Source organism: Pseudescherichia sp. (assembly GCF_031998825.1).
In the GTDB taxonomy this organism is placed as follows: domain Bacteria; phylum Pseudomonadota; class Gammaproteobacteria; order Enterobacterales; family Enterobacteriaceae; genus Pseudescherichia.
This window is the reverse complement of sequence record NZ_DAMACX010000002.1, coordinates 1-18,797: the sequence shown is the minus strand read 5'-3', so window position 1 is coordinate 18,797 and position 18,797 is coordinate 1. Positions and strand designations below refer to the sequence as shown.

17 protein-coding genes and 1 other annotated feature are annotated in these 18,797 nt (G+C 57.3%); of the genes, 6 read left to right on the top strand and 11 right to left on the bottom strand.

The window, feature by feature from the left end; all coding sequences use genetic code 11:
• Nucleotides 1–4: 4 nt before the first annotated feature.
• Together RTP97_RS01190 and pgpB are read right to left on the bottom strand one after the other, a co-directional pair.
• Nucleotides 5–349, bottom strand: a complete 345-nt coding sequence (locus RTP97_RS01190) for a LapA family protein (RefSeq protein WP_312410117.1) — start codon at nucleotides 347–349, stop codon at nucleotides 5–7.
• Between the two features lie 156 nt (nucleotides 350–505).
• Nucleotides 506–1,273, bottom strand: coding sequence for a phosphatidylglycerophosphatase B (pgpB, locus tag RTP97_RS01185; protein ID WP_312410114.1), 768 nt, complete (start codon nucleotides 1,271–1,273; stop codon nucleotides 506–508).
• A gap of 197 nt (nucleotides 1,274–1,470) precedes the next feature.
• Between pgpB and ribA the strand changes: the two genes are divergently transcribed.
• Nucleotides 1,471–2,058, top strand: coding sequence for a GTP cyclohydrolase II (gene ribA, locus RTP97_RS01180; RefSeq protein WP_312209535.1), 588 nt, complete (start codon nucleotides 1,471–1,473; stop codon nucleotides 2,056–2,058).
• A 76-nt stretch (nucleotides 2,059–2,134) separates the two neighbouring features.
• On the opposite strand, the gene acnA is transcribed toward ribA, so the two are convergent.
• From acnA to topA, 4 genes are all read right to left on the bottom strand, one after another.
• Entirely contained in the window at nucleotides 2,135–4,807 is a 2,673-nt protein-coding gene (acnA, locus tag RTP97_RS01175) for an aconitate hydratase AcnA (RefSeq protein ID WP_312410111.1), read from the bottom strand.
• Between the two features lie 350 nt (nucleotides 4,808–5,157).
• Nucleotides 5,158–5,319 carry a YmiA family putative membrane protein gene (locus RTP97_RS01170; protein ID WP_312410109.1) on the bottom strand — a complete coding sequence of 54 codons (162 nt, stop codon included), beginning with the start codon at nucleotides 5,317–5,319 and terminating at the stop codon, nucleotides 5,158–5,160.
• Between the two features lie 186 nt (nucleotides 5,320–5,505).
• Entirely contained in the window at nucleotides 5,506–6,480 is a 975-nt protein-coding gene (gene cysB / locus RTP97_RS01165; protein WP_042394307.1) for an HTH-type transcriptional regulator CysB, read from the bottom strand.
• Nucleotides 6,481–6,657: 177 nt separating this feature from the next.
• Nucleotides 6,658–9,255: a type I DNA topoisomerase gene (gene topA, locus RTP97_RS01160; protein ID WP_312410107.1), complete on the bottom strand. Its 2,598-nt coding sequence runs from the start codon at nucleotides 9,253–9,255 to the stop codon at nucleotides 6,658–6,660.
• A 399-nt stretch (nucleotides 9,256–9,654) separates the two neighbouring features.
• Here topA and RTP97_RS01155 point away from each other — a divergent pair, with 399 nt between their 5' ends.
• Nucleotides 9,655–9,906, top strand: coding sequence for a YciN family protein (locus RTP97_RS01155; protein WP_042394314.1), 252 nt, complete (start codon nucleotides 9,655–9,657; stop codon nucleotides 9,904–9,906).
• Nucleotides 9,907–9,947: 41 nt separating this feature from the next.
• Here the strand turns inward: RTP97_RS01155 and sohB are convergent, their stop codons facing one another.
• Nucleotides 9,948–10,994, bottom strand: a complete 1,047-nt coding sequence (gene sohB / locus RTP97_RS01150; protein ID WP_312410104.1) for a protease SohB — start codon at nucleotides 10,992–10,994, stop codon at nucleotides 9,948–9,950.
• 249 nt (nucleotides 10,995–11,243) lie between these two features.
• Here sohB and RTP97_RS01145 point away from each other — a divergent pair, with 249 nt between their 5' ends.
• Both RTP97_RS01145 and cobO read left to right on the top strand, forming a co-directional pair.
• Nucleotides 11,244–12,005: a YciK family oxidoreductase gene (locus tag RTP97_RS01145; protein WP_312410102.1), complete on the top strand. Its 762-nt coding sequence runs from the start codon at nucleotides 11,244–11,246 to the stop codon at nucleotides 12,003–12,005.
• On the top strand, nucleotides 12,002–12,592 hold the full coding sequence (gene cobO / locus RTP97_RS01140; RefSeq protein WP_312410100.1) for a cob(I)yrinic acid a,c-diamide adenosyltransferase: 591 nt from the start codon (nucleotides 12,002–12,004) through the stop codon (nucleotides 12,590–12,592). The genes RTP97_RS01145 and cobO overlap by 4 nt, the downstream gene beginning before the upstream one ends.
• 27 nt (nucleotides 12,593–12,619) lie before the next feature.
• On the opposite strand, the gene rluB is transcribed toward cobO, so the two are convergent.
• From rluB to rnm, 4 genes are all read right to left on the bottom strand, one after another.
• The gene (gene rluB, locus RTP97_RS01135; protein ID WP_103820023.1) at nucleotides 12,620–13,528 is read right to left on the bottom strand and encodes a 23S rRNA pseudouridine(2605) synthase RluB; all 909 of its coding nucleotides are present in this window, start codon (nucleotides 13,526–13,528) and stop codon (nucleotides 12,620–12,622) included.
• A 141-nt stretch (nucleotides 13,529–13,669) separates the two neighbouring features.
• A complete protein-coding gene (locus tag RTP97_RS01130) occupies nucleotides 13,670–14,263 on the bottom strand; it encodes a hypothetical protein (protein ID WP_312410098.1) in 594 nt (197 codons plus the stop codon).
• An 11-nt stretch (nucleotides 14,264–14,274) separates the two neighbouring features.
• Nucleotides 14,275–14,895: an L-threonylcarbamoyladenylate synthase gene (locus tag RTP97_RS01125; RefSeq protein ID WP_312209522.1), complete on the bottom strand. Its 621-nt coding sequence runs from the start codon at nucleotides 14,893–14,895 to the stop codon at nucleotides 14,275–14,277.
• Entirely contained in the window at nucleotides 14,892–15,791 is a 900-nt protein-coding gene (rnm, locus tag RTP97_RS01120) for an RNase RNM (protein ID WP_409455919.1), read from the bottom strand. The genes RTP97_RS01125 and rnm overlap by 4 nt, the downstream gene beginning before the upstream one ends.
• Before the next feature lie 135 nt (nucleotides 15,792–15,926).
• Nucleotides 15,927–16,023, top strand: a sequence feature (Trp leader region).
• Between the two features lie 30 nt (nucleotides 16,024–16,053).
• Between rnm and RTP97_RS01115 the strand changes: the two genes are divergently transcribed.
• Together RTP97_RS01115 and trpD are read left to right on the top strand one after the other, a co-directional pair.
• Entirely contained in the window at nucleotides 16,054–17,616 is a 1,563-nt protein-coding gene (locus tag RTP97_RS01115) for an anthranilate synthase component 1 (RefSeq protein ID WP_312410094.1), read from the top strand.
• Nucleotides 17,616–18,797: bifunctional anthranilate synthase glutamate amidotransferase component TrpG/anthranilate phosphoribosyltransferase TrpD (gene trpD, locus RTP97_RS01110; protein WP_312410091.1), on the top strand; the 1,182-nt coding region annotated here is incomplete at its 3' end. The genes RTP97_RS01115 and trpD, both read left to right, overlap by 1 nt.

Below are 18,797 nucleotides of genomic sequence, written 5' to 3'. Positions count from 1 at the left end.
CCTGTTATTCCTTGACGGCCGGAGTCGTAGCGGTCGTTACCGGAACGCTATTCGTTGCAGGGGCCGTCGTTACAGGGGCCGTCGTTGCAGGGGCGATTTGCTGTTCGAGACGTTTAATCTTACGCTCTGCCCGCGCCAGAGAGACCCGCACGCGCAGCCAGAAAAGACCGCAGATCAGCCAGCCGATAGCAAAGCCCGCTGCAAACAGGACCGCCAGCAGCGTAGAGATACGGTACTCCCCCTGCGCCAGCAGGAAATTGAACGTCACCTGTTGATCGTTTTGCGCACCCAGCGTGACGGAAACGACAAAGATTGCTAACACCAGTAAGAAAATGAGTAGATATTTCACATTACTTCCCGTTATGTGGCTTAGGGCGAATAAATTCTGTTCAAACTGCTGCATCCAGCCTTATAAACTACCATTTTCGCGCAGCGGACGAAATGGAAAACCGTGACATCCAGATGATGTAAGGCCAAAAAGCAGAAATTCAACGTTCAGACGGCTTTACTCATTTTTCTCTTCCCGTTGAGCTATCTCTATATCCTCTTTAACCGGTGGCGTGAGCGGCCCGCAAAGACGCTGCGCAAGCCAGGTCGCCAGGGTAACAAGAATGCCAGAGATGAGCGTGGCAACCGCCAGATCCTGCGGCCAGTGCATGCCCAGCAGCAGCCGGCTCCCCATCACCAGCACGGCCCATACCATCAGCACGACGATGGTTACCGTCCGACGGCGAGGCCACAGCAGACCTACCCCCAACAGCGCCCAGCTAGCGGCGAACATCGTGTGGCCGGAGGGGAAGGCAAAGCCGGTCTCTTTCTGCCAGTGCTTACGTAAAAAATCTGGCACGTTGTCCTGCTCGGTAAGCTGCTCCTGGACCAGCGCGCCGCGTTCATTACGCTTTAAAGTGTAGAACTTATCTACCGGAATTTGGTGAGATTTTTCAAGCCAGACAACGAAGGGACGTGGCTCCTGGGCCTGGGTTTTAACCCAGGATTTTACTCCCTGACCAATGACGATTGCCCCACCAAGGATCGCAAAAAGCATTAACGCTGCCTTCAGGCGAAAGCGTAGACACCACAAAAACCAGCCGCACAATATGACGTGAGTAATAATGCCCCACGGCTGAGTAACCGTTTCGGTGACCCAGTAGAGCACTTTAAGCCAGCCGCTGTGGCCGCCAGGCTGCCAATGCCAGCCGAAGAGCCACACCAGCAGTGGCATAATGAGCAGAAGTCCTGTTCCGGCGGCAATTCGCCTTGCGATTGAGAGCATTTTCTTTCCCTTTAAGTTAAGACACACAATAATAACTGAAAAATAACATGTTCGGCGGATTTGACGGATTTGTGCGCTTAATCTTTGTAAGTCACGGTGGCGATTAGTGAAGTGGCGCGCCTTGTGGCAAAATAGACGCAGATAGAAAGCCTGAAGGCTATGGGCACAGAAAGTGCCAGCTTAATCTGGAGAATCACATGCAGCTTAAACGTGTGGCAGAAGCCAAACTGCCGACCCCCTGGGGCGACTTCCTGATGGTGGGATTTGAAGAACTGGCAACCGGACAGGATCACGTTGCCCTGGTTTATGGCGACATCTCTGGCCAGACGCCGGTACTTGCCCGCGTCCATTCAGAGTGCCTGACCGGTGATGCCCTGTTCAGCCTGCGCTGCGACTGCGGTTTTCAGCTTGAGGCCGCCCTCTCCCACATCGCTGAAGAGGGTCGCGGTATCCTTCTGTATCATCGCCAGGAGGGACGCAACATTGGTCTGCTGAATAAAATTCGCGCCTACGCGCTACAGGATCAGGGCTTTGATACCGTTGAAGCCAACCATCAGCTGGGCTTTGCCGCCGACGAGCGCGACTTCACGTTGTGTGCGGACATGTTCAAGCTGCTGGGTGTGGATGAGGTGCGGCTGTTAACCAATAACCCGCGTAAGGTAGAGATCCTCACCGAGGCCGGGATTAATATCGTTGAGCGCGTGGCGCTGATCGTCGGGCGTAACCCCAACAACGAGCACTACCTCGATACCAAAGCGGCCAAGATGGGTCATCTGCTGGGATAATTGGTGGCAGGAAACGCCGGGTGGCGGCATTCGCCTTACCCGGCCTACATGATTATGTAAGCCGGGCATGGCTGATTTACAGCATATTACGGATCACGTAGTGCAGGATGCCGTCGTTCTGGTAGTAGGTTAGCTCGGTGCCGGTATCAATTCGACAGCGGCAATCAATCGTCTCCTGGCTACCGTCCGCACGGGTCAGCCGCACCGGAATCGTCGCTCCCGGCTTAAGCTGCGTCAGATTTTCCACATCGATCTTCTCCTCCCCCGTCAACGCCAGCGTCTTACGCGTGACGCCCTGCGGAAACTCAAGCGGCAGGATCCCCATCCCGATTAAATTCGAGCGGTGAATACGCTCGAACGACTCGGCAATCACGACGCGGATGCCCAGCAGGCGCGGCCCTTTAGCGGCCCAGTCGCGGCTGGAGCCTGACCCATACTCTTTCCCGGCAATGACTGCCAGCGGCGTCCCCTCTTTCTGGTAACGCATGGCCGCGTCGTAGATAGAGATAACTTCACTGCCCGGCAGATGCCGGGTCATCCCGCCCTCTATACCCGGCACCATTTCGTTACGAATACGGATGTTAGCGAAGGTGCCACGCATCATTACCTCGTGGTTACCCCGGCGTGAACCGTATGAGTTGAAGTCCCGACGCTCAACGCCGTGCCCCTGCAGGTAGCGTCCCGCCGGGCTGTCCGGCTTGATGCTGCCCGCCGGCGAGATGTGGTCGGTGGTGACGGAGTCACCCAACATCGCCAGGATCCGCGCCCCGTGGATATCTTCTACCTGCTTCGGCGTGGCCAGCATCTCGTCAAAGAACGGTGACAGACGGATGTAGGTCGAGTCATCCTGCCAGCCATAGGTATCAGAGTGCTCTACCTGAATCGACTTCCACTCGTCGGTACCTTCAAACACCTCGGCATACTCTTTGCGGAACATGTCGGTTGATACATGCTCTACGGCGCGGGCAATTTCACTGCCCGAGGGCCAGATATCCTTCAAGTAGACCGGATCGCCCTTCCGGTCATTGCCGATGGGATCGGTAGCCAGGTTGATATTCATATTCCCCGCCAGGGCATAGGCCACCACCAGCGGCGGCGATGCCAGCCAGTTGGTCTTAACCAGCGGATGAATACGTCCCTCAAAGTTTCGGTTACCGGAGAGCACTGCCCCGACGGTCAAGTCCCCTTTCTTAATGGCCTGCTCGATGGGATCGGGCAGCGGTCCGGAGTTACCGATACAGGTGGTGCAGCCGTAGCCCACCAGGTTGAAGCCCAGCTCATCCAGCCAGGGAGTGAGTCTGGCCTGAGCGAGATAGTCTGAGACCACCTTTGAGCCGGGTGCCAACGAGGCTTTCACCCACGGCTGGCGTTTCAGCCCCAGCTGCACAGCTTTTTTCGCCAGCAGACCCGCCGCCATCAGCACGCTTGGGTTAGAGGTGTTGGTACAGGAGGTGATCGCCGCGATAACCACCGCCCCGTCCGGCAGCTGATATTGATGCCCGTTCAGCGAATACTCTACCGCCTGGCGATCTTTCTGTGAGTGGTTCAGCTCCAGCTCTGAACTAGCGGCAAATGCCTTCGGCACTTCGCTAAGCAGCACGCGGTCCTGAGGGCGTTTCGGCCCGGCGACGCTGGCCTCAACGTCAGCCATATTAAGTTCGAGAGTGCTGGTAAAGACCGGCTCATCGCCCGGATTGCGCCACATCCCCTGCGCTTTGGTATAGGCCTCCACCAGAGCCACCTGCTCTTCGCTGCGGCCGCTCAGGCGCATGTAGTTGAGGGTGACGTCATCGATAGGGAAGAAGCCGCAGGTTGCGCCATACTCCGGGGCCATATTAGCGATAGTCGCGCGATCCGCCAGCGGGAGGTGATCGAGGCCGTCGCCATAAAACTCAACGAATTTACCTACCACGCCGTGCTTACGCAGCATCTGGGTCACGGTCAGCACCAGATCGGTGGCGGTAATGCCTTCATTAAGCTTGCCGGTCAGCTTAAAGCCGACCACGTCGGGGATCAGCATAGAGACCGGCTGGCCCAGCATGGCGGCCTCCGCTTCTATACCGCCAACGCCCCAGCCCAATACGCCAAGGCCGTTAATCATAGTGGTATGCGAGTCGGTGCCCACCAGCGTATCCGGATAGGCCACCCACTCTTTATCCTGCAGTTCGCTCCAGACCGCCTTTCCCAGGTACTCAAGGTTTACCTGATGGCAGATGCCGGTTCCTGGTGGAACCACGCTGAAGCGGCTGAATGCCTGCTGGCCCCAGCGCAGAAACTGGTAGCGTTCGTGGTTACGCTCCATCTCCAGACGGACGTTCTCTTCAAAAGCATCATCGTCACCGAAGTGATCCACGGTAACGGAGTGGTCGATCACCAGATCAACGGGAGAGAGAGGGTTAACTTTTGCGGTATCGCCGCCGAGGCGTTTAACTGCTTCGCGCATGGCGGCCAGGTCGACCACGGCAGGCACGCCGGTGAAGTCCTGCATGAGCACCCTTGCCGGGCGATAGGCGATCTCACGATCGGCGTGGGCGGACTGGAGCCACCCGGCCAGCGCACGAATATCCTCTTCGGTGACGGAATCCTCATCCTGCCAGCGCAGAAGGTTTTCCAGCAATACTTTGAGTGACTTGGGTAAGCGGGAAATATCCCCAAGCGCCTTTGCGGCCAGCGGCAGACTGTAATAGTGCCAGGTTTTGTTCTCTGCCTGCAACGTGTCCTTACTGGCTTCGCGTAGGGTAGACGACATAAGCTCCTCCTAATACAGAGTATCGATACCCTGACTGGTATCAGGGTCTGTATTAAAGATAACACAAACATGCCGTAACGTTTTGATAACAACCCAAATAGCTAAATAGCGCACATTTCAGGGCATTAGAGAGCAAAAAACCCCGCCGGGGCGAGGTTTCATCAGGACAGGTTAACCGCTATTTTTTTGGCTTATCGTCAGCGAAAGAGTCAATAAACGCTTTCTGCGCGGCCGTGAGCTGCCAGCTGGCTGGGATCTGCACCGCGGTCTCACGTTCACCCTGACAGGTGTGTTTAGGGGACCGGCAGCGGTCCTGAACCGGATTTAACCGCTCGGTAATTGCCATTGGCTTAACCCCAAAATTTCCAGATAACCAGTGCCACAACTGCCCAGAAGAAGGCCGAACCCAGAAAGACCGCCAGCCATGCTTTACGCTTCAGCGCGGGATCCCTTTGCGGCTCATCACTTCCTGCAGGCATTGCTAACCTCGCACAATCGACATCGCTTATCATATTGACACCGAACAATAGGTTTAAGTAATCATTACATAGGACAAATCCTAAAGAAACTTTAGCCTAAAATCCAGCGAATTTACGAATCATTTCGAGTGAAATATTCGATGTTATGATCGCGAAGAGACTATTGTAGAAGGTAATTTGCGCTGCGCCACGTTAGCGACTACTTTTGTCGCCCTTCTGCTATTTTTCCGGCAGTTTAATGTCGTGGAACATCGCTTCGATATCCTCATTCGAACGCAGCGCGACAGCGGTATCAACAACGTCACGGGTAAGATGCGGAGCGAAGCGCTGGATAAAGTCATACATGTAGCTGCGTAAAAACGTGCTGCGGCGGAAACCGATCTTTGTTGTGCTATGGCTAAACACGCCCTGCGCATCCAGCTTGACCAGATCCGGGTCGGAAATAGGATCCACCGCCATGCTGGCGATCACCCCTACCCCCAGCCCAAGACGAACGTAGGTTTTGATCACGTCGGCATCGGTAGCGGTAAAGACAATGCGCGGCGTCAGGCCAGCACGGTTAAACGCAGTGTCCAGCTCGGAGCGGCCGGTAAAGCCAAAGGTATAGGTCACCAGCGGGTATTGGGCCAGCTCTTCAATGCTCACCGACTGCTTGCCCGCCAGCGGATGGTCCGGCGTAACAACGATAGAGCGGTTCCAGTGGTAACACGGCAGCATCACCAGATCGTCATAGAGATGCAGCGCTTCGGTAGCGATGGCAAAGTCCGCGTTGCCCTTAGATACTGCTTCAGCAATCTGCGTGGGCGATCCCTGATGCATATGCAGGGATACGCGCGGGTAGCGCTCAATAAAGCCTTTGATCACGTTTGGCAGCGCGTAGCGGGCCTGGGTATGGGTGGTCGCTACGTACAGCGATCCCTTATCTGGCCAGGTGTGCTCGCCGGCGACCGATTTTATCGCTTCTACCTTGGAGAGCACCTCGCGGGCGATGCGGATGATCTCCTGCCCGGCAGGCGTAACCTGAGTAAGATGCTTACCGCTGCGGGCAAAAATCTGGATCCCCAGTTCGTCCTCCAGCATACGCACCTGCTTACTGATCCCCGGCTGGGATGTGTAGAGCCCTTCGGCAGTAGAGGAGACGTTAAGGTTATGGTTGACCACCTCAACAATATAGCGAAGCTGCTGTAGTTTCATGACGGACCATCCGATTTTGCGCACACGACATCGTCTAAGACGATTTAATAATAAGAGAGGAAATAGCTATAACCACTATATCATTTATATCTACAGTGTATAGATATGTTCAAAAATTAATAATGACGGTTATAAGAAAGGGCCGGATAACCGGCCCTTGAAGAGATTTTTGCAGGCTTACTTTTTAGCTTCTACCCATTTACCATCAATAAAGAAGGCGGACCAGCCGGTGGCCTTCCCCTCTTTCTCTGAAGCAACGTACTGCTGCTTGGTCTTGCGGCTAAAGCGGACCATGGTCTTGTTTCCGGCAGGATCCTGCTGCGGCGCATCGGCCAGGTAGCGCAGCTTCTCCGGCAGACGATCGCGGAAGCGGTACAGCTCTTCCACCAGCGGCGCACGGGTTTCGCGCGATTTCGGGAAGGTGTTCGCCGCCAGGAAGACCCCGGCCGCACCGTCACGCAGCACGAAGTAAGCATCTGACTTCTCGCACGGCAGCTCCGGCAGCGGAACCGGATCTTCCTTCGGCGGTGCAACTTCACCGTTACGCAGGATCTTACGCGTGTTTTTACAGTCGTCGTTGGTGCAGGCCATGTATTTACCGAAACGCCCCATCTTCAGGTGCATTTCAGAACCACACTTCTCGCACTCGACGATCGGACCGTCGTAACCCTTGATGCGGAACTCGCCCTCTTCGATCTCGTACCCGTCGCAGGTGGGGTTGTTACCGCACACGTGCAGCTTGCGTTTCGGATCGATCAGGTAGCTGTCCATCGCCGTGCCGCACTTCACGCAGCGGCGTTTTGCACGCAGGGCGTTGGTTTCGGCATCGTCACCCTCCAGCACGTTGAGAACCTCGTTCTCCGGTACCAGGTTGATAGTGGTTTTGCAGCGCTCTTTCGGCGGCAGCGCATAGCCTGAACAGCCGAGGAAGACGCCGGTGCTCGCTGTGCGAATGCCCATTTTTCGACCGCAGGTCGGGCAGTCGATGCTGGTCAGCACCATCTGATTCGGGCGCATGCCGCCCTCCTCCGGATCCTGCTCGGCTTTCTCCAGCTGCTTGGTAAAGTCGCTAAAGAAGTTGTCCAGCACACCTTTCCATTCGGTTTCGTGATTCGCCACCTGGTCGAGGCTGTCTTCCATCTGCGCGGTGAAGTCGTAGTTCATTAGCTCGCGGAAGTTCTCTTCCAGACGATCGGTAACGATCTCCCCCATCTTCTCGGCGTAGAAACGACGGTTTTCAACCCGCACGTAGCCGCGATCCTGAATAGTCGAGATGATCGACGCATAGGTAGACGGGCGGCCAATGCCGCGTTTTTCCAGCTCTTTAACCAGCGAGGCCTCGCTAAAGCGTGCAGGCGGCTTGGTAAAGTGCTGGGCCGGAGTCAGCTCGATCAGCGACACCACGTCGCCCTTGTTGACCGGCGGCAGGGTGCGATCTTCATCATTTTTACGTAGCGCAGGCATCACTTTGGTCCAGCCGTCAAAGCGCAGCGTGCGACCGCGCGCCTTCAGGCGGAACTCGCTCGCTTCCACGGTCAGCGTCGTCGAGTCGTACTGGGCCGGCGTCATCTGGCAGGCAACAAACTGCCGCCAGATCAGCTGGTAGAGCTTCTGCGCGTCGTTTTCCATATCCTTCAGCGACTCGGCTACCACCGCAACGTCAGACGGACGAATCGCTTCGTGCGCCTCCTGCGAGTTCTCCTTGCTGGAGTACTGGATCGGGCTCTCCGGCAGATATTTCTTACCGAAGTTTTCGGTAATATAGCTGCGGGCCATGTTCACCGCGTCCTGGCTCAGGTTGGTTGAGTCGGTACGCATATAGGTAATGTGGCCTGCCTCATAGAGACGCTGGGCCATCATCATGGTTTTCTTTACGCCGAAGCCGAGACGGGTGCTGGCTGCCTGCTGTAGCGTCGAGGTGATAAACGGCGCGCCCGGCTTGCTGCTGGTCGGCTTATCTTCCCGATCGGCTACGGTGTAGCGGGCCTTCTCCAGCAGGCTAACCGCCGACATGGTCTGCTCGCGGTTAACCGGGCGGAACGGTTTGTCCTGCTGGTGTGTCACCTGCAGCGCCAGAGAGTCACCGGCGGGGGTCGCGACGTTGGCGTCTACTTCCCAGTACTCTTCCGGCACGAAGGCTTTGATTTCGCGCTCACGCTCCACCACCAGCCGCACGGCAACCGACTGCACGCGTCCGGCAGAGAGTCCACGGGCGATTTTTTTCCACAGCAGCGGCGAGACCATGTAGCCAACGACGCGGTCCATAAAGCGACGCGCCTGCTGGGCATTAACACGGTCGATATTCAGCTCGCCCGGCTTTTCGAAAGCCTGACGGATCGCATTCTTGGTAATTTCATTAAACACGACGCGGCTATAGCGCGTCTCATCGCCCCCGATCACCTCCCGCAGGTGCCAGGCAATGGCTTCCCCTTCGCGGTCAAGGTCGGTTGCGAGATAGATGTGATCGGCTTTTTCGGCCAGCGATTTCAGCTCAGAGACCACTTTCTCTTTGCCGGGGAGCACTTCATAGCGCGCATCCCAGTCGTGCCATGGGTCGACGCCCATACGATTGACCAGCGCGCCACGTTCATCCTTTTTGGGCTTCTTAGCCGTTTTGGTGGAGGCAGAGTCAGCGCTCTTTTTGGCGGCTGAGCCACTGGTCGGCAAATCGCGGATATGACCGACGCTGGACTTAACCACGTAGTCACTACCCAGATACTTATTGATCGTTTTGGCTTTTGCCGGGGACTCAACGATAACGAGAGCTTTACCCATATTCACCTTTACCTAATTTGATTCTTCCAGGAATACGCCGCACGTTGACTCACCATCCCCTGGCGACGTGCCTCAGATATAGCGGCGACGTCACGGGATATCAACCCCTTTTCATAACCAGACGCTGAAATTAAGACTTCCAGGTGACTGAGTTAACAGGTTTTTCCGCGCCTGAGGGGATGAGAACGACGAACTTAAGGTCGAATGTCAAGCAAATCTGTTGCCAGATTGACGAAAGCGCACACTCTACCTGATAAAATTTGTTACGCAACTTTATTAGCATGCAAAAACGGATCGCGCCAACGGTGGAATGGGGTAAAAGCCCTCTTGATAACAGGGAAAATTTGCCCCATTTGTCCCCCTGGACGTAGAATATCGACAACGTTTATGGAGGTAACTATGCAAGAGTCAGTTCTACCGATCGATCGTCAGTCACTGCTGGCGAAAGCGAATGAAATTATCCGCGAGCATGAGGATTATGTGCAGGGTATAGAAGCCACCAACGTCACCGAACGTAACGGCATTCTGATTTTCAGCGGCGACTATTTTCTTGATGAACAGGGTCTGCCTACGGCGAAGAGTACGGCGGTGTTTAATATGTTTAAACATCTTGCCCACGTACTGTCAGAAAAATATACGCTGGCGGAATAAACAGAGCGAGGCATTACGCCTCGCCCATCTACTACCGTTGTTTACAGCAGCGGCTTCTCACCCCGCTGCCACCAGCGCAGCAGCAGCCGGTCGGCGCTCTCTGCCGCGCTGCTGGTAAAGCGATCCATTAATTTTTTGCGGCGGGTGTAGCGAATACCGATCACCTCGAACTCCTTGATCAGGCCAAGCAGCAGCTCGTCGCTGGTCCCTACCTCATCCACCAGCCCCTTCTCCTGGGCCTGTACGCCGTACCAGTGTTCACCGGTAGCCACGGACTCAATATCTAAGGAAGGACGCATCTGCTTAACAAAGGATTTAAAGAGATCGTGCGTTTCGTTCAGGCTTTCACGAAACTTCTGCCGCCCCTCTTCGGTGTTCTCTCCAAGCAGCGTTAAGGTGCGCTTATATTGACCAGCAGTATGCAATTCAATATCGATATCTTTGCTTTTCAGAAAGCGGTTCAGGTTGGGGATCTGCGCCACAACGCCGATGGAACCCACAATCGCAAAGGGTGCGGCCACAATCTTGTCCGCCACGCAGGCCATCATATAGCCACCGCTGGCAGCCACTTTATCCACGGCGACGGTGAGCGGAATGTTCTTATCGCGCAGGCGTTGCAGCTGGGACGATGCCAGACCGTAGCCGTGAACCACGCCGCCAGGGCTTTCGAGACGCAGCACCACGCGGTCTTCAGGTTTAGCAACGGTAAGTACGGCGGTGATCTCCTCCCGCAGGCTGCTGACCTCATGCGCATCCATACTGCCTTTGAAATCCAGCACGTACGCACGCGCTTTGCTGGAGACTGCCGGTACGCCAAGCTTCGCGCTGGCCTTCGCCTCTTTGGCCTCCTGCTTCACGCGCTTCTTCTGCGCCTTATGCCAGAGCTTCTGCCGGTGCGTATCGAGCAGAGAGACGGAAAGCTCCTCCTGCATCTCTTTATACTGCTCGCTCAGGTTTGTGACGCGCAGTTCCCCGCGCTGGCGTTTGCGCTGCGTCAGGTTAACGATAAGCATCGCCACGACGGCAATGGCAATCACCACCGTCACAATCTTGGCTAAAAACAACCCGTATTCAGATAGTAATTCCACGCGTACCACCTTGGTTAAACCACTCAACGTAAAGGCCAGTGTACATGACCCCGTCCGCATCGTCTTCTGCCGTCGTGCGAAGTTACATGCCATCCTGCTGATTTTTTTACTCTGTAAGAACTTGAAAAGGTTCAAAGCGCGATTGCGGGAGCTTGATGATTGAATTAAGCGGCAGATTAAGGCATAAAGCCCTCAAGACCCGATCCTGTGAAACGACGCCTGGATGAACGAGAGCGCAAAGGAGAAACCGTGCACTACCAGCCAAAACGAGATTTATTAGAGAACCGCATTATTCTGGTGACCGGTGCCAGCGACGGTATTGGCCTGGAGGCCGCCCTGACCTACGCCCGCTACGGCGCAAAAGTGATCCTGCTCGGCAGAAATGAAGAGAAGCTGCGCGCCGCGGCCCAGCGCATTGAGCAGTTGGGAGGTAAAACCGCCCGCTGGTATACGCTGGACTTAGCCACCTGCACGCCTGAGCAGTGCCAGCAGCTGGCCGCACAGATTGAGGCTGCGGTTCCTCGCCTCGATGGCGTACTGCATAACGCGGGGATGCTGGGGGATATCTGCCCGATGGATGAGCAGAAGCCTGACGTCTGGGAGCAGGTGATGCAGATCAACGTCAACGCCACCTTCTATTTAACCCAGGCACTTCTTCCTTTATTACTCAAATCGGAAGCCGGCTCGCTGGTGTTCACCTCCTCAAGCGTAGGCCGTCAGGGACGCGCTGGCTGGGGGGCTTATGCGGTCTCCAAATTTGCCACCGAAGGCATGATGCAGGTGCTGGCCGAGGAGTATCAGAGCAAACACCTGCGGGTTAACTGCATTAATCCTGGCGGTACGCGGACAAAAATGCGCGCCAGTGCATTTCCGTCGGAAGACCCACAAAAATTAAAGACCCCGGCTGATATCATGCCGCTCTACCTGTGGCTGATGGGTGATGACAGCCGTCGCAAAACCGGCATGAGCTTTGATGCTCAGCCTGGACGCAAACCGGGAATAGCGCAATGAGTGAAGAACGTTACCAGCAACGACAGCAGCGGGTGAAGGATCGCGTTGATGCGCGCGTTGCCGCCGCCCAGGACGAACGCGGGATTATTATCGTCTTTACCGGCAACGGCAAAGGCAAAACGACCGCCGCCTTTGGCACCGTGACCCGTGCGGTGGGCCACGGCAAAAACGTCGGCGTGATCCAGTTTATTAAAGGCACCTGGCCCAACGGCGAGCGCAACCTGCTGGAGCCGCACGGCGTGGAGTTTCAGGTGATGGCGACGGGCTTTACCTGGGACACCCAGAATCGCGAGTCCGATACCGCCGCCTGTCTGGCCGTGTGGGAGCATGCCCAGCGGATGCTGGCCGATGAGACGTTGGATATGGTGGTCCTGGACGAGCTCACCTATATGGTGGCCTATGACTATCTGCCTTTAGAGACGGTGCTCAACGCCCTGCGCGAGCGTCCGGCCCAGCAGACGGTCATCATTACCGGCCGCGGCTGCCATCGGGATATTCTTGAGCTGGCCGATACGGTGAGCGAGCTGCGCCCGGTCAAGCACGCCTTCGACGCGGGCGTGAAGGCGCAGATTGGCATAGATTATTAAATAAAAAAGGGGCCGAGGCCCCTTATTTTATGCTTTGCTGTTGCGGGTGCTGGAACGACGGTTGCCGCTTGCAGGGCGTCCGCTGGCGGGACGTGCGCTGCCGGTCTGGCTGTGGCGTTTAACCGCCCGGCGGATCTGATTCGCCTTCATGCGGCGTCGGTCTTTCTCAACCGCCACCTTGGATTCGGTTTCCGGCGTTAACTCTACCAGCTCGCGCAGATAATTAGTCTGGGCCAGATCCAGTTCGGTATAGCCCCCGCGCGGCAGCCCTTTCGGCAGCAGAATGTCACCGTAGCGCACGCGAATAAGACGGCTCACCTGCACGCCAACGGCTTCCCACAGGCGACGCACTTCGCGGTTACGCCCTTCGGTCAGCGTGACGTTGTACCACTGGTTGATACCCTCACCGCCGCTGAACTTAATGGTTTTAAACGCTGCCGGACCATCCTCCAGCTGCACGCCACGAGAGAGATCGCGGATCTTGTTCTCTTCAACCTGGCCAAACACGCGCACGGCGTATTCACGCTCTACTTCACGACTCGGGTGCATCAGGCGGTTCGCCAGCTCACCGTCGGTGGTGAACAGCAGCAGACCGCAGGTGTTCACGTCCAGACGGCCGACGGCAATCCAGCGCGCCCCGCGCAGCTTTGGCAGGCGATCGAACACCGTCGGACGCCCTTCCGGATCGTTACGGGTACAGAGTTCACCTTCTGGTTTATAGTAGGCCAGCACGCGGCAGATCTGCTCGACGGACTCTTTAACAGAGATAAGATGGCCGTCGATACGAATTTTCAGGCCCGGGATCACCTCAACGCGGTCGCCCAGGGTAGCGATTTTACCGTCGACGCTGACGCGCCCGGCTGCAATGATCGCTTCAATTTCACGGCGGGAGCCGTGGCCAGCGCGGGCCAGCACTTTTTGTAATTTCTCGCTCATGGCGGTTCCTTCAGGTGTCGCCTTCACAGGCGTCTGGATAGGTGCAAAGGACACTCTATTTCTTGGGCGCACATACTACACGAATTTTAGATGAAATACTGTAGCGCCCCAGGTTAATTTTTAAACACTGGGGCGCATCAGTCAGATGCAGCGCCCGGTAGCGCAGCCGTAGGCCATGATAAAGGGAAAGGCGGGTATCATCAGCGGGATCCAGAGCGGGTTTACACCCCGGGTTTTATCGTTAATGCTGACGGTTACCGGCGGGTCGAGCTTAACGTAGCCGTCATCCATTATGTAGTTGCGTGACAGGCCAGAGTAGCCACTGGCCTGGAACGTCACGACTAACTCCTGCGGGTTAGCGGTCGGCTGGGCGCTATAGTCACGCTGCAACGTCTCTTTTTGTCCCGGTTTAAGCCGATCTACGCGGATAAAGGTGTTGTACTGGGCGTTGACCTTGTCGTCATTGGCCTCAAAGTTGACCGTCATACCGCGCACTGCGTCACCGTAGTCGCGCTTAAGCGTCAGCCAGCGATCGTACAGGCTGCGGGTGCTCGCCCCGCTAAAGGAGTAGGTATACTCCTCGCCACGGGCCAGCAACGCATTATCCCCGACCTTGAAGTAGCCGATCTTCTCCGTTTCAGGCAGCCGCGGCGAACTCACGCTACAGCCGATCAGCATAAACAGCGCCAAAAGCAGCCCTGCGGGCAGGGCAAGCCTGCCGTTTCCTTTTATCATCGTGCTGACTCCTACAGGAAGGGGGTCACATCGCCTACGCCTTCGCGGATCACTTCCGGCGAATCATCGGTCAGATCGACCACCGTAGTAGGCTGCTGTCCGAGGTAGCCGCCGTGAATAATGAGGTCCACGTGCTTCTCCAGACGATCTTTGATCTCTTCCGGATCGGACTCGGTGAAGTCGCTGCCGGGGAGCATCAGCGAGGTAGAGAGCATCGGCTCGCCCAGGGTCTCCAGCAAAGCCAGAGCGATGGGGTTGGACGGCACGCGCAGGCCGATAGTTTTACGCTTCTCCTGTAACAGGCGGCGCGGCACCTCTTTCGTCCCCTTAAGGATGAAGGTGTAGTTGCCCGGCGTATTGTTCTTAATCAGGCGGAAGGCCACGTTGTCGACAAAGGCATAGGTCGACAGCTCGGAGAGATCCCGGCACACCAGGGTAAAGTTGTGGCCGTCGGGCAGTTGACGAATGCGGGAGATACGCTCCATCGCCCCTTTGTCTTCGATTTTACACCCCAGCGCGTAGCCGGAGTCGGTGGGATAGACGATCACCCCGCCCTTACGCACAATCTCCACCGCCTGGTTAATCAGACGCGGCTGGGGGTTGTCCGGATGCACATAAAAAAACTGACTCATACTTCCCTCTCATTATGTTGAGGCTGTTCCCACAGCTGCCATACCGCTTCCACGCCTGCGGGTAGCCACAGTTTGCGGCCCAGTTCAATCCATGGGCAGGGCTGATGAAAGTCCGACCCCTGCGACGCCATGAGACCAAACTGCTGCGCATACGCAGCAAGCTGGGTGCGCTCGTTGGGCGCCTGCTGGCATTGCGCGACCTCCATCGCATCACCGCCCTGTTCGGCAAAGTGTGCCAGCAGCCTTTTCAGCCATTTAGCGCTCAGGTCGTAGCGTCCAGGATGGGCCACTACCGCCTTGCCGCCAGAATGATGAATCACATCAATAGCTTGTTTTATTGTACACCACTGTGGCGGAACGTATCCGGTTTTACCGCGCGCGAGATACTTTTTAAACACCCCCGCCACGTCGCTGGCTTTTCCGCTCTCAACAAGGAAGCGGGCAAAGTGGCCACGGGTTACCGCTCCGCCGTTGGCAAGGCGCAGCGCCCCTTCCCACGCGCCGGGGACGTGGGCCTTCTCGAGGCGCTCGCCAATCTGCATGGCGCGCGCCTGCCGTCGGGCCTTCTGCTCCTCAAGCAGCGTCACCATCGCCGGATGCTCAATGTCGATATTCAGACCGACAATGTGGATCTCATGATTCTCCCATAGGGTAGAGATCTCCACGCCGTTAATCAGCATCAGATCCAGTCCTGCGCGCGCAATCTCAGCCCGGGCAGCGGGAATAGCTGAAGTGGTATCGTGATCGGTGATCGCCAGCGTGCCTATACGCATCTCAACCGCGCGGTGGACCAATTCTTCCGGGGAGAGCAAGCCGTCTGAGGCCAGGGTGTGAGAGTGAAGGTCGTAAATAATGGCGTAATTCGTGTCGCTCAAAGCGGCTCCCGTAGGGTGTATCTCATTTAGCGCCCTATCATAACGGTTACGCCGCAAATTCTGAAATCAGGGGTTGACTTTATTCGCATGAACCAGTTAACTAGTACGCAAGTTCACACAACGAGGTATCTGAAAATGTTCAAACATTCTACGCTTATCCGCTGGTGGCACTCCTCCTGAAAACGGGCGGTGAGCGAGCGTTTGCCTTAAGCAGACAGATACCCCGGCCCGCCAACTGAGCGGGCTTTTTTTTGAACAGAATAACGATCGGATGAGAATGACTATGCCAATGCCAAAACCTGCACTTCAGCTTCTCACAGACCACGCCGCGTACCGGGAGAACCCGACCGCCCTGTTTCATCAGCTGTGCGCCGATCGTCCGGCAACGCTGCTGCTGGAATCTGCCGATATCGACAGCAAGGATGACCTCAAGAGCCTGCTGCTGGTCGATAGCGCGCTGCGCATTACCGCTTTAGGTGACACTGTCACTATTCAGGCACTGACGGCAAACGGCGCGTCGCTGCTGCCGCTGCTGGACGCTGCCCTGCCCGCTGGCGTCGAGAATATCGCTCGCCCGGATGGCCGTGTTCTGCATTTTCCGCCGGTCAGCAACCTGCTGGACGAGGACGCTCGCCTCTGCTCCCTGTCAGTTTTCGATGCTTTTCGCCTGCTTCAGGAGCTGGTTACCGTTCCGGCCGAAGAGCGAGAGGCCATGTTCTTCGGCGGTCTCTTCGCCTACGACCTGGTAGCCGGTTTTGAGGATCTGCCTGCGTTGGCGCAAGAGAATGGCTGCCCGGACTTCTGCTTCTACCTGGCCGAAACCCTGCTGGTTATCGATCATCAGCAGCAGCAGACTCGCATCCAGGCGAGCCTCTTTACCCCTTCCGAGGCTGAACAGCAGCGCCTGACCCAGCGCATCGCCGAGCTTCGCCAGCAGCTCAGTCTGCCTCCCGCGCCGCTGCCGGTAGAGACGGTGGCGTCCATGCGCTGCGAATGCAACCAGAGCGATGAGGAGTTTGGTGCGGTCGTACGTGAGATGCAAAAAGCCATTCGCGCCGGGGAGATTTTCCAGGTGGTGCCGTCCCGCCGCTTCTCGCTGCCCTGCCCGTCGCCGCTGGCGGCTTATGACGTGCTGAAGAAGAGCAACCCCAGCCCCTACATGTTCTTTATGCAGGATAATGACTTTACCCTGTTCGGCGCATCGCCTGAAAGCTCGCTGAAGTATGATGCGCAATCGCGCCAGATTGAAATCTACCCCATCGCCGGGACGCGCCCGCGCGGTCGCCGGGCCGACGGCTCACTGGATCGCGATCTCGACAGCCGCATCGAGCTGGAGATGCGCACCGACCATAAAGAGCTTTCTGAACACCTGATGCTGGTCGATCTCGCCCGCAACGATCTGGCCCGCATCTGTACCCCAGGCAGCCGCTACGTTGCCGACCTGACCAAGGTCGATCGCTACTCGTTTGTGATGCACCTGGTCTCCCGCGTGGTGGGTGAGCTGCGCAACGATCTCGACGTGCTCCACGCCTACCGGGCGTGTATGAACATGGGCACCCTGAGCGGCGCGCCAAAGGTTCGCGCCATGCAGCTCATCGCTCAGGCAGAAGGCACCCGTCGCGGCAGCTACGGCGGCGCGGTGGGCTACTTCACCGCCCACGGTGACCTGGATACCTGCATCGTGATCCGCTCCGCCTACGTTGAAAACGGTGTCGCCACCGTCCAGGCAGGGGCTGGCGTAGTGCTGGACTCTGTTCCGCAGTCTGAAGCCGATGAAACCCGCAATAAAGCCCGCGCGGTCCTGCGCGCCATTGCCACCGCACACCACGCACAGGAGACGTTCTGATGGCTGACATTCTGCTGCTCGATAATATTGATTCTTTTACCTATAACCTTGCCGATCAGCTGCGCGCCAGCGGCCACAACGTGGTGATCTACCGCAACCATGTGCCTGCTCAGACGCTGATCGACCGCCTGGCGACCATGGAAAACCCAGTCCTGATGCTCTCTCCGGGCCCAGGCGCGCCCTCCGAGGCGGGCTGTATGCCCGAGCTGTTGACCCGCATGCGCGGCAAGCTGCCGATCATTGGTATCTGCCTCGGCCATCAGGCGATTGTTGAAGCCTACGGCGGCTACGTTGGCCAGGCGGGCGAGATCCTGCACGGTAAAGCGTCGAACATCGAACACGACGGCCAGGCGATGTTTGCCGGGCTAAGTAACCCGCTGCCGGTTGCGCGCTATCACTCGCTGGTGGGCAGCAACGTGCCGGCCGGGCTGACCATCAACGCCCACTTCAACGGCATGGTGATGGCGGTGCGCCACGACGCGGATCGCGTCTGCGGCTTCCAGTTTCATCCGGAGTCTATTCTGACCACTCAGGGTGCGCGCCTGCTGGAGCAGACCCTGGCCTGGGCGCAGCAGAAGCTGGCGCAGAGCAACACCCTGCAACCGATCCTGGAGAAACTCTACCAGGCGCAAACGCTCAGCCAGCAGGAGAGCCACCAGCTCTTCTCGGCGGTGGTGCGCGGCGAGCTGAAGCCAGAGCAGCTGGCGGCAGCCCTGGTGAGCATGAAGATCCGCGGCGAGCATCCGAACGAGATCGCCGGGGCGGCTACTGCCCTGCTGGAGAACGCCGCGCCTTTCCCGCGTCCGGATTATGCCTTTGCCGATATCGTTGGCACCGGCGGCGACGGCAGCAACAGTATCAATATCTCTACCGCCAGCGCCTTTGTTGCCGCCGCCTGCGGCCTGAAGGTGGCGAAGCACGGCAACCGCAGCGTCTCAAGCCGCTCCGGCTCGTCGGATCTGCTGGCGGCGTTCGGCATCAATCTCGATATGAACGCGGACAAGTCGCGTACCGCGCTGGACGAGCTGGGGGTCTGCTTCCTCTTTGCGCCGAAGTACCACACCGGGTTCCGCCACGCCATGCCGGTACGCCAGCAGCTCAAGACCCGCACCCTGTTTAATGTGCTGGGGCCGCTGATCAACCCGGCCCACCCGCCGCTGGCGCTGATTGGCGTCTACAGC